Source organism: Oceaniovalibus sp. ACAM 378 (genome assembly GCF_008085915.1).
GTDB lineage: Bacteria > Pseudomonadota > Alphaproteobacteria > Rhodobacterales > Rhodobacteraceae > Oceaniglobus.
Genome location: NZ_VSJK01000041.1, coordinates 1 through 11,810 on the forward strand (window position 1 = coordinate 1; position 11,810 = coordinate 11,810).

General features: G+C 54.3%; 5 protein-coding genes and 3 pseudogenes. 4 read left to right on the top strand and 4 right to left on the bottom strand.

All coding sequences use genetic code 11. From position 1 onward, the window contains the following. The 4 genes and pseudogenes from FQ320_RS26710 to FQ320_RS24480 all read right to left on the bottom strand — a co-directional run. Positions 1–175 (bottom strand): annotated as a pseudogene (locus FQ320_RS26710) (IS6 family transposase); the annotation flags it as partial. Positions 176–233: 58 nt separating this feature from the next. Next, positions 234–389, bottom strand: a pseudogene (locus FQ320_RS24470) (transposase); the annotation flags it as partial. A 410-nt stretch (positions 390–799) separates the two neighbouring features. Beyond that, complete coding sequence (locus FQ320_RS24475; RefSeq protein WP_148475890.1) at positions 800–1,813, bottom strand: DUF3883 domain-containing protein; 1,014 nt, start codon at positions 1,811–1,813, stop codon at positions 800–802. 379 nt (positions 1,814–2,192) lie between these two features. After that, a complete protein-coding gene (locus FQ320_RS24480) occupies positions 2,193–7,223 on the bottom strand; it encodes a RecQ family ATP-dependent DNA helicase (RefSeq protein ID WP_187394073.1) in 5,031 nt (1,676 codons plus the stop codon). A gap of 293 nt (positions 7,224–7,516) precedes the next feature. Here FQ320_RS24480 and FQ320_RS24485 point away from each other — a divergent pair, with 293 nt between their 5' ends. The 4 genes and pseudogenes from FQ320_RS24485 to FQ320_RS24500 all read left to right on the top strand — a co-directional run bounded on the left by FQ320_RS24485 (position 7,517) and on the right by FQ320_RS24500 (position 10,104). Continuing rightward, positions 7,517–7,804 carry a transposase gene (locus FQ320_RS24485; protein ID WP_255509717.1) on the top strand — a complete coding sequence of 96 codons (288 nt, stop codon included), beginning with the start codon at positions 7,517–7,519 and terminating at the stop codon, positions 7,802–7,804. Positions 7,805–7,811: 7 nt separating this feature from the next. Beyond that, positions 7,812–8,069 (top strand): annotated as a pseudogene (locus FQ320_RS24490) (integrase core domain-containing protein); the annotation flags it as partial. 172 nt (positions 8,070–8,241) lie between these two features. Then, the gene (locus tag FQ320_RS24495; protein WP_148475892.1) at positions 8,242–9,204 is read left to right on the top strand and encodes an IS110 family transposase; all 963 of its coding nucleotides are present in this window, start codon (positions 8,242–8,244) and stop codon (positions 9,202–9,204) included. A 336-nt stretch (positions 9,205–9,540) separates the two neighbouring features. Then, the gene (locus FQ320_RS24500; protein WP_255509716.1) at positions 9,541–10,104 is read left to right on the top strand and encodes an exonuclease domain-containing protein; all 564 of its coding nucleotides are present in this window, start codon (positions 9,541–9,543) and stop codon (positions 10,102–10,104) included. Positions 10,105–11,810: the final 1,706 nt, after the last annotated feature.

Sequence of the window (11,810 nt, forward strand, 5' to 3'; positions counted from 1 at the left end):
GACCGAACCTGTTCCACCAGAACCGCACCGTTTCATGGCTGATATCGATGCCGCGCTCATGCAATAGATCCTCGACATTCCGAAGCGAAAGCGGGAACCGGACGTAGAGCATCACCGCCAGGCGGATAATTTCGGGGCTGGTTTTGAAGTATCGAAAAGGGCTGCGTTTTGTCATCCTACTACGCTACGAAACCGCCCTGCCCGGCTCAAGCCGGTTTCCTCTGACAGTGCCCCATGGACGCATCCATCCCGCCATACTTCGCCCGCCACTTGTAGAATGATGCATTGCTCATGCCATGTTCACGGCAAAGCTCGGCCACAGGCACACCGCCTTCGGCTTGGCGCAGGATCGCAAGGATCTGGGGTTCGCTATATCTGGTCATCTTCATCCAAAATCTCCTCGTTCATCTTGCCGAGAAAATTCTACTTATCCAGCCCCTTACTTTCGGGGGGGATTACCCCGGAAGTTTCGGGGGGCAGGTCAGTGGTCTTGCTCATCCACAGTTGAAACGGCTTGAAAGCCTATATCCTTTCACCGTTTCACTGTTCCTTCAAGAGGCCGCTGTCTTTGTGGTGAACCTATTAAACATACGACCAGCCCCCCATAATGGAAGTAGCCACGCGTTGTGGAGAACATCGGTCAGTACTCGTTCAGGTGAACGCGCCATTGATAGGATTTCGATTCCGGGCAACTTGAAGTGGTCCTGCTTTTCTGGACAGGTTTTCAGCTCAGATAAGATGCATCGTGGTAGGTTTCATGCCGCTTGGTTCATCTGCCTCTTCAATGCGAAACGTAGTATTAAGCTTCTTTGGGCGTCGCTTGATAGTTTAGGGGTTCTAAAGCGAAACAGTCCTCCACAGGAGAGGAGGTAAATAACTCACCCTTCAAATCAGATGACAAAGCACTTGTGACCAAGAACAAGTGAAAACGCGACCTGTTGGCTACGAGACACTTTAATTCGTTTCGCGTTAGGTAGAACATGGGCTTCACACCGGATGTTCCCTTTATTTCCAAAAAAATCTCGCGCGGTCCTGTTCGTTGCCTCAGGTGAAAATCGTAACCCAAGTTCTCTTTCGTAACGTCCTTTATATGAAAATCGGCTTGAAACGTCTTTCTAGCGAATTCTTCAGCAGCTTTTTCGACAGCGCGCCTATGTTCACTTGTTGCGTAGCCGCGGTTAGTCGGGTCTTCGGCTATAGCGCTGGCTTCGATGGCGGTTTGAGAAACCGGCACTTTGGAGGCGCTATCATTGGGATGAAGTCTTTTGATCAAGTCTTCTGCATAGTCCGCGTAATCTATTCGCCATTTCTCTGATCGCGTTTTAGGGCCTGAGGATCTGACTTCTATTTTCGAAGCCATTCCAAGTTTGCGTCCATGCTGCTTGGGAAGCGGAAGCTCACGCAGGCCACTAGGAATGAGGAACGCACGCTCCGACACAACACTGTAAAGATACTTTGTTCCATCAAGGCATGCTGGAAAATACTTATCCGTAATATACTCTGGACGTTCATTTTCGGTTACAAACTCAGCGTCTTCAAACCATCCAACGGGGAAGAGTGGACCAAACGTCCTGCCGTTGTCGTTCGTAGATGCAGCAACAAATATTACAAGCCAGCCTTTTGCATCGTCGGGCGTTTTGTGTGGTGGAATATAGCCATAAAATCTACCATCAGGCCCCAGTTTAAAATTATATCGTTCGTGGCCGTCACGATATTTCTTGATATGCTCATGTCGCCCGAAGACGTCCTGTCCTTGATAGTCTTCAGACCAAGCAGTTTTGACAAAGCAAATTTTCGAAAAGTTCAAGGTCATAGTTTTCCAAATTTGTCTATTTTATCTAAGGCAATGGTTTTGATCATATGTCGATCAGGTGTCACACAGCTAGCCCTATTTTGCGGTTCCCCCAAACCAGCAATCGAGGCTCAAGGAACACTGTTGCTTGCGCTTCCCCCCCCCCCCCAGCTGACCGATTTCCCACGTGTATCACCTGCGACTTCTCGTTTTTACTGATAAGTCGGAGTTGCCTCACATTACGATGGAACTTTCTGAGATAGGATATATGAACATGGCAAAACATGATGATGATAATCGCCCCTACCAAATGAATCCAAAAAAATCTGTCTTAACAAAGCTGTAAACTTTTCAAAATTAGGACCGCATCTGTTTCAACTATCAACAACCGTCTTCACCTCTACCTTCGCTCACGCGAACGGAACACGAGCTCGGGCAGAACTGTCTCCCACTCATCGTGCTTGATGTAGGTATGGTAACGTTCATCACTGTCGGATTTGCGCCAGCGCACGATTGCCCCCACCTTACCTGAAACGAGGGTGGTGCCCTCGGGTGGCGCCCAGCTCCCAGCCATGCGGCCAAGCGGGCGGCGGTCGCGGTCAAAAATGATCCATTTCCCCTGCTGCTGTTCAAGTGTCACTGGGTCGTCAAACATAGCTGCGCCGATAGCTGAATGGGTAGGGCTCGTCTTGGGCAGTCGGCCTGCATAAGACAGATCAACCGAAGTCAGGTCGGGCAACTGGTATTGGTCGGGATGAGGAAGATCTACCTCTCGCGGTATCTCAACTTTGCGCAACAGCTCGCTGTCGCTATCTGCCAATACGAAGTCATGCGCGCCACTTGTGACCACTGCGAGGCTGCGGCGTGCGCGCGTCATGGCGACGTAGAACAGGCGGCGCGGAGCTTCACCGTCCTCACCCTTTGAAAGGGCTTTCCAGCCACCGTTCAAGATCAATACATGGTCAAATTCAAGCCCCTTCGAGCGGTGCGCGGTCAAAAGCAACAGCCCCCTTTGAACGCCACGGATTTCTTGCGACCACTCCGCAAGCCACTCAACGGTATCGGGAACAGGAATAGTTTTTTTGCCCAACTCGCGTGCGAGGTCTGCTATCCCTGCGGCAATGAGATCAACCCAACGGTTTGACGGCTGCTCATTAAGGACGTTAAGAATCTCTTGGATTGTAAGCATCGCGGACACGCGCTTGCGCAAGCCTGCAACGAGGTGCTGCATTTCTCGCAGGCGCCAGATGCTCGGCAGCTTTTCGTTGGCCATTTCGACAGGCAGCCCGAGCTTTTCAGCATAGGCGCGGACCGGACCCAGCCGCCGCCAGTCCCGCGATATGATCGCGCAACGGGACCAGTTGAAGTCGGGGTCGAGCCGTGAGACCCGCACCAGCTCATCCACTGCAGCCATCGCCTGCGCCACGTCATCGGCCGCTATATCAAGGAACTGCACCCGCCCTTGACCGACCGGATCATAGCCCGCCATCGCACCGCCACCCGGGTCAAGGCTGCGCATCTTGTCGACCGTAATATCGTGTCCGTCCTTCATGCGGCCACGCGCGGGCTCGATAACCTGATTGGCAGCGTCAATGATATAGCGGGTCGAGCGGTAGTTTTCGGTCAGGAACTTGGGTTTGGCCCGGTAGTCTTCCTCAAACTGGCGGATGAACGAGATCGAGGCCCCGGCAAAGGCATAGATATTCTGGTCGTCGTCGCCGACGGCGAAAAGGCTAATCCGTTGGTCTGGGTCTTCCAGCGAGCGCCCGGCCACGGCGGCAATCAGCGCGTATTCCTCGGGACCGATGTCTTGATATTCGTCTACTAGGATCCAACGGTAACCCTGAATAAGCGCTTCACGCTGTGCCTCGGCCTCCGATCTGCTCAGCCCCTCGCCATTGATCTGGCGCACGGCTTCCATCACGATCCCGTCGAAGTCTCGCTGCTCGGTAGCACCACCTTCAAAGCTTGCGCCCACCAACCGCATCGCAAGTGCATGACAGGTAGAGACCGTAACGCGCGCGGCATCTTCGCCGACAAGATGGCGTAGACGGGCGCGGATTTCGGCGGCTGCATGGCGGTTGTAGGTCAGCACGAGAATGCCATACGGGTCTTCGCGTTTTACGCGGAGCAGATAGGCGATCCGATGGACCAACACCCGCGTCTTGCCAGAACCTGGCCCCGCCAGCACGAGCACGTTGGTCTCTTCGCGGTCATCCGCGACGATTTCTTGCTGCACCGGATTGCGCAAATCGTCAACGATTTGCTTCCAGGCCTTGCCAGTGGTCTGTCGACGAATCTCAACGTTGCGACCCGGCAGCCAACGCCGCAGAAATCGGTCTTGGTCAAGCGTGAAGTAATCTTCGGAGAGGCGTACCGCCTCATCGATATGATCCAAACCTTTTTCAGCATAGGCGGCCATCACATGGGTTTGCAGGGTCTGTTCGCGGTAATGCTCCTCGAGCGGAAGGAAATCCTTTTTGGTGAAGCCAGTACGCCCCGATTTTAGATAGATGGTCATGGCAGAGCGGAAAACCGTCAGCCCCTTGCCGAGCGTCATCACTTGCTGTTCGTGTAGCCACAACAGCGCGCGTTCCATGAGCTTGGTCATGTCCTTGATACCAAAGTCCTTAAGCGAAGCGTCCCCTGTCAGCGCACCCAGCAGATCGCCGATGGTCGTTTCCACCTGAACATCCTTGCCACGAATGCCTGCGGGGGCTTTGCCGATCAAAAAATCAAGCAGTCGCTCCGCAGCCATCCAACGCACTGAGGCCGTCTGGTCCACAACCCGCCACGAACGTTGCAACACGATTTCGAGTGTCTTGCTCGACAGCTTGCGCAAGCGGATATTGCCGCGCCCGCCGTCGCTATCGCGTCCATCTCGCTCGATGCTTCGCAAAAGACGGTCAAGGACATGCGGGCTTGCATCTTCATGCCCCTCGCCGCGCAAGAGCTGGCTGGCCGCGGCCATATCCAACTGGGCGCGATCACCAATATCAGCCTCAGGCGCCAATTCGCGCATCTGATCGATAAGTGCCTTTTCCAATCGCATAGCGCGTGTCAGGCGCTGACGTGATTGGTTTTCAACCCCGATATGCACCGCAACTGTGATGGCGATATCATTTCGCGCGATGCCGAGGGTTTCCAGATCTGCCATCGCCTTGCTTAACGCCCGGTGCGAAAGCCCGCTGACATCGGTCAGCTCATCCGTCGAAATGCCCTTATCCGCAGGCGTGTTCATCACATGGCGCACGATGGTCAAAAGCTGTGTGCGTCGGGCCTGTGTAATCTCGGCCCCTTTCAGTCGTGCCTCGGCTTCGGCCAATGTGCGGACCAAAAGCGAGGACGGAAACACCTGCACGCAGTTTTCTTCGCGTGTGACAAGTGCCGCTTCTTCAAGCCATGAGATGGCCGTCTTGACGCGCGTATCATCGCTGGCGCTGTCACGCACAAACTCGCGGTCTTTCTCCTCGCGTACAATCTCGCCCGGCGTTGCTACGACCTTACCACTATTACGCGTATGCTCGTCTATGCGACGAAGCGCCTTGAGAATGGCGCCGATCTCGTGGCGTTCTAGGCGCGAGCGCGCGGTGAGTGAAAACTGCCGCTCTACATCGTCGGAATGATAGAGAAGCACACATTCGGCAGCCGCACGGTCGCGCCCAGCTCGGCCCGCCTCTTGCAAGTAATTTTCCAATGATCCCGGAATGTCGGCATGCACCACAAGACGGATATCAGGCTTGTCGATGCCCATGCCGAAGGCATTTGTGGCCGCAATCACGCGCAAATCACCCACGCGGAAGCGTTCTTGCACAGCCTGCTTGTCGTCGGCTGTAAGGCCAGCGTGGAAATGCTCGGCGGCAAGCCCTTGGAGTTTCAAAAAACCCGCGACGCGCTCGGTTTCTTTGCGGGTCGCACAATAGACCACGGCCCCCGATTTTTCGCCCGCGAGCAGGCGCGCGGACACCGCCGTCAGGATATCCCCGAGCTTGCTGCCCTTCGTGGTCGCCAACACCGAAAACGTCAGGTTGGTGCGTGTGGCACCGCCGTCGAATAACCCCAGTTCGATACTAAGGCGCTCGCGGAAATGCTCCGTGATGTCTTGGATTACCTCGGGTTTCGCGGTGGCCGTCAGGCATAGCATCGGGGCGGGTTTCGCATCACCCGAAAATTCCCGTATGAAGCGTCCAATGTAGCGGTAATCGGGGCGGAAGTCGTGCCCCCATTTCGAGACGCAATGCGCTTCGTCCAGCACCCAAAACCCAATTTCGCGCTGCGCTAGCACCGAACGGATCGAGACACTGCGCAGCTGTTCCGGCGAGATCAACAATATCGCAGCCTGGCCCAACCGCACCCGATCCAGCGCGTCCTGACGTTCGGGCATAGAGAGCATGCCGTTAATGGTTACGGCAGACGAAATCCCCGCGCGTTCCATCCCCTGCACTTGATCGGCCATAAGCGCCACCAGTGGTGAAATCACCACTGTCAGCGTCCCAGCCTTGTCGTATAGGCTAAGTGCGGGCACCTGATAGCAAACCGATTTGCCGGTGCCAGTAGGCAAGATGCCAAGCACATTTGCGTGCAGCATGGCTTGCGCAACGATAACCTCTTGCAGGGGCCTTCCGTCAATGTCCACGGGGCGGGAGCGATAGCCTTCGAAACCGAACCATTTATGGAGTGCCCCAACAGGGTTGTTCATCTCGGCGCACCAGTTGCATGCGCTATCGCCGCAATTGGTATCGCGCAGCTCGCGCACGATCAGGGCAGCTTCCGGAAAGCTGATCCGCACCCAAGGCGGCATAACAGACTCTCCCCCCGAGACAGAAATCCATGCAAGTGCATAGGCCATCGGCCAGCCTATCTTTGGGTCTGATAGTCTTTCAATAACTGGCGCCACCTGCGCGCCGCAGGCTTTGCCAGCAAGGATAGCATTGATCGCCGATAGCGCTGCGGCCCGATCCGGTCGAGGCGATTTGCGGATATTTCTAAAAACCGCGTCAAACCCATCGGCGCGGTCTAAGCGGGTCGCAAGGTAATGATACGCCAGCAAGGTATCCGGAGACTGTTCTGCAAGCTCGGTCAGCGCATCGATCTGATTCTGAAGCACCTCGAAAACCAGTCGCGCATCTTGCTCGGGATCGTTCACATGCCCCGCCTGCAAGCGACCGTCATGATAGTGCTTCACAAGGTGGTGGTAGGGGTTGCGAGGGAACGCCAACGGATTAAGCCAAAGCGTATCAATCGGTGCTGCCATTTTCGCGGCCAGCCGCGGGCGCGCTGCCAGAAGATGTTCGATGTCATGGCGCAGGATATTGTGGCCGATCACATGTGGCGTTTTCGCAAGGGCTTTTTCGATTTGGTCGAGGCTCTGTTTGATACTGCCTTTGGACGTCACAATCGCGAGCCCGCCACCGAACGGCACAGCGGCCATGTCAAAGATCTCGGCAGTCTTCGGGTTGACCTCGAGATCAACGGAAAGACACTGTTCAAGCAGTGGTCTTTTGTCCTCAGTTTTTGTTCTCAGGAAGTTCAGAAAAACCATATACCCAATGCAATACTATATTATGCGTCGACCTTAGGACGCCCCAACCTCCGCGGCAACAATACAAGTTTGATTTTGGAAATGGATTGGCGAAGCGAGGTGTGGATGCTTGAGGCCCTCCGCAGGTAAATGCGTTGCATCTGGGACAGCTGAGCAGTAAATAAGCGGCAAAACTAGCTGGTATCGCCCCGTTTTCCAGGCAAGCGGGAAAGTGGCAGGGCAAAGAACAAATCCAAGGCGGCCGTGCCAGCGTCAGACGCGCGGTCTATTTACCGGCCGTTGTCGCAACACATTTCAAACCAGATCTTAAGGCCAAAAATGAGCAGTTAGTATCAACCGGGAAGCGCAAAAACTGGCTATCACAGCAGTTATGCGCAAACTCATCGTTATGGCAAATGCGTTGCTGCGCGGCGGTCGAAAATGGGGTGAATATCCTGCTTTATCTATACGGATACTCAGCGATTGCCTGACGGGCAACGGGTCGAGCGGATGAACCGAACGATTAAAGACGCGACGGTGAAAAGATAAGATTACGACAGCCATGATCAGTTGCGCACGCACCTCGCCGACTTCATGGCAGCCTAAAACTTCGCCCGAAGGTTCAAGACGCTCAATGGCCTCACGCCCTACGAATACATCTGCAAGATCTGGGCTTCAGAGCCAGACCGATTCATCTTAAATCCGATCTACCAGATGCCAGGACTGAACACCTTATGTGTCTCGGCCCTGCTATAGATGCCCCGTCGCCGCTCCCGGCCAGGACCGGTGACGGGGTGGGATACAGCGCTAAACACCTTGTGGCATGACCACGTTCTCTAGCAGGCTGATCCCGCCTCTCTTCACCGTCTCGAACAGTTGACGGCGGCCCGTTCTTTGGGACCGCGAAGCATAAGGAAGAGAGAGTGACATGATAGCTGAGACAACCCTCGTTGGGATAGATGTATCGCGCGACTGGCTGGACGGGTTCTGCCTTCCCGGCCAATCGCGGTTCCGGCATTCCAACACGAAAGGAGGTCATATTGCTTTGGTCGCAATGATCCGGCAAATACCCGGCTCGGTAAAAGTGGGATTTGAAGCTACGGGGGGCCAGGAATGGGTGCTCTGGACGGAACTTGCCGACGCAGGAATCACGGCCACGCAATTATCACCGGCGCAGATCAAGGCCTTCGCGCTATCCCGGGGCACGCGGGCAAAGACTGACCGGATCGATGCGGAACTCATCGCCCGTTTTATGGCATTCCGGCCAGAAGCCGGGCGAGAACTGCCAGATGAAAATCTGCGTATTCTTAGAACGTTGACGACCCGAAGAGGGCAACTCGTCGATATGCGCAAGCGGCTCAAAGCCCAGATCGGAGCTCGGAAGAGGCAGGGTGTCTCTGCCGGTGTCGAGGTCATGGATGACGATCTGATATACCTGCTCGATGCTCAGATCGATTACGTCGAACGGCAAATCGAAAGCGTTATCGCACGAGTGCAGCCTCTTGCCGCAAAGGCGAACCTTCTACGATCAATCCCCGGGATCGGTCCAGTCTCTGCGGCAATGTTGATCGCCGAAATGCCGGAACTCGGCCGGATGACGTCAGGCGAAGCCGCTGCCAGGACCGGCCTTGCGCCAGTTCCACATGACAGCGGGGCGATGCGAGGCCGCAGAGCAATCGCGGGTGGACGACGATCTCTACGGCGTGTGCTGTTCCAGGCCGCGCTCGCCGCCGCTTGTCACAATCCGGTTCTCAAGCCAGTCGCAAAACGTCTCAAGGAGCGGGGAAAACCACACAAACTCGTCATCATCGCAATAGCACGTAGGCTGGTCACTATCGCCAACGCCATCATCAAGACCGGCGTCCCTTGGCAGCTTCAGCCCGGCGCTTAGACACAGTTGCTAAGAGCTACGCTTGCCCCTGACACCAATTGCTTTTGCTATACCGTCGGGTTGGTCATCCACACATCAACAGAGGCAGTCAGCCCTTCAAAAGGTTGTCTTTCGATCAAAAGAAAACCCACTGCAATCTCAATAAAACAAGACCAGCCTCACCAACCCGAAACGCGTTTGCCCCACCAGCGCCGAGTGCTATGAGAAACCAATTACACAAAACGAATATCAAAAATCAGAACGAACCCCATAGACCTGTTGAGCCCAACAATCCAAAACATGCCCCCCTTTTCCCGCCCCGACTTTGAACATATCAGCCACGTCCCACATGGAGATTTGCGGTTCATCGCACTGGATGTTGAAACCGCTTGTAGCGATGCCGCCAGCATCTGCCAGATTGGCCTCGCTTGTGTTCAACCCGACAATGGAATGCAAACATTTTCCATGTTCGTCAATCCGCGCACTCATTTTGACCCGTTCAACATTCGGTTGCATGGGATCGGGCCGGACCATGTGGCAGACGCCCTGCCCTTCCATGAGGCGTTCGAAACCCTATTGCCACTGCTTACCCGGCACCATCTCATTCAGCACAGCAACTTTGACAAACAGGCCATCAACGCCGCACATCTTTTTTTGGGGCTTAAGCCGCCGACGCTGCGCTGGAACGACAGCGTCAGGATTGCCCGGCGCGCGTGGCCTGAGTTGAAAGGCAATGGCGGGCATGGTCTTGCTAACCTGAAACAGGTGTTGAATTTGCATTTTTACCACCACGACGCCGGTGAAGATGCCCGCGCGGCGGCCTTGGTTGTGCTACATGCCGAGGCGCAACTGGCAATGCCGTTCGATGAAATCGCGCAGCCTGTTCCAAAGACCGCCCGTCCCCGCGTCGCCAAAGCGTAATTCGACCAACGAAAGACAGGTGTATTTGACGCTTTCGGTGAAGCTCTCAGCATCGAACATCCCCCGACGACATGCTCCAGCACATTGGTTCAAGAGTTGCGGCGGCTTACATGGCCCCAAAGACATGGTGTCCTGCCGCCTCTGAGGTGCGCCTTTATCAACAAGGCCTTGGTCCTTCCGCAGATATCAAAAAATTCGATTTGACAGCCCTATTCGGCAAAAATGACCCCAACTTTCGGATGGATCTTCACCGATTTCAAAAAATTGGGGTTTCATTGTAGATAAATGCCAAATTTCAGCAATGATCTTTGGCCGCTCAGCCCCGAACGGTTTTTCTCATCAAAATCCGTAAAACTAAATTTTCGAGATCTTCGCTTCGACAATATAGTGTAAAACGGAAAAAACCCGTCGAACGTCGAGATTTGCAGAAAACTTTGCGGTTTAAAGAATTTTTTTTGTTGCCACAAAACATCTGACAAAACCTCCTGAGAACATCTGCTTTTTACGGGAAATTTTGCCGTGAAAACTCTCTGTAGAACGATCATCAAAGCAGATTTAAAGCCGAATAAAACCTTGATCTGGGCGTCATTTTTCTCCGAATTAAAGCTCGATTTTATAGTCGATTTGACGCGTGGATTTCCCCAAAATAAAACCTCTAGAGTATTTTTAACCGTCCGTCACCCATGGTTTTCAAGCGGAAATAGGCCGGGATTTTCGCCCCGTTTTTGATCTGTTCATCAAGGTCTTGGCGTCCCAAAAATCGTCCGTTGCAGCCACCGAGAAACTGCACAGGAACCTTCTGAAAACCACGAGGAAAACCAGTTTTAACGCTCCAGAACGCTCTGAATTGGCCAAAGCTCACCCATCACGTTGCACACCATATCTTGCTTCGGGAGGTTTTGCCGCAAACGGAGCCATTAATTTTTAAGGCATGTTCCCGTAAAGTTCCACAACAGCCCCACGCATGATTCCGGATATCCCCATGTGCAATCTTTATTCCCAGACCAAAAGCCAGGATGCGATGCGGCATGTGTTTGACTACATGCTGATCGGGGATGATGCTTTGGGCGATCTGTCAGGTAATCTGCCCGCGCAGAATGTCATCTACCCCGACTGTGCGCCTCCTATCCTAAAGTGCGGGTCACAAGGAGGGCGCACAAGGTAGACTAATATTGATCGTACACATGCTGGTCAAAGGCAGCGTCGATGAGACCGCTGAGCTCATGCTGTCAGATTTTCTGGTCCAAAGCTGCTAATATTTCCTTGAAAGCTGATCGGTCGCCCAGAGTTACGCCTTGCCTCCGATACTTTGCTCGCACTCTCTTGTAGCCACTCTTGTTTAGCGTTGCCAAGTTGAGCGCCTCTTTCAACTCTGCCTCCGTGAACGGTCTTGTGCTTTGCGCGAGCCTGAATTTGAAAATCGTCGCTCGACCGAATTCGACGGCAAATACAGCCGGGGTTTTGCCTTCGCAAGTCGTGAGCGATGGGTCTGCTCGGCTTTGTTGCACAAATCCCGTGAAGGATTCATCTCGCGAGTCCAGCGTGGTAGCTGGGATGGATGAGCAGACCTTCGCCCCCAACCTACAAGACCAGAAACTGGCCGGCCTACAATGAAGCGCTCAAGCGCCGTGGCTCGCTAACGATCCACTGCCCGGCAGTCGCTGCTTGTAGCGATGAGAGGGTGGTTTGACCCAGAGATGATCTGG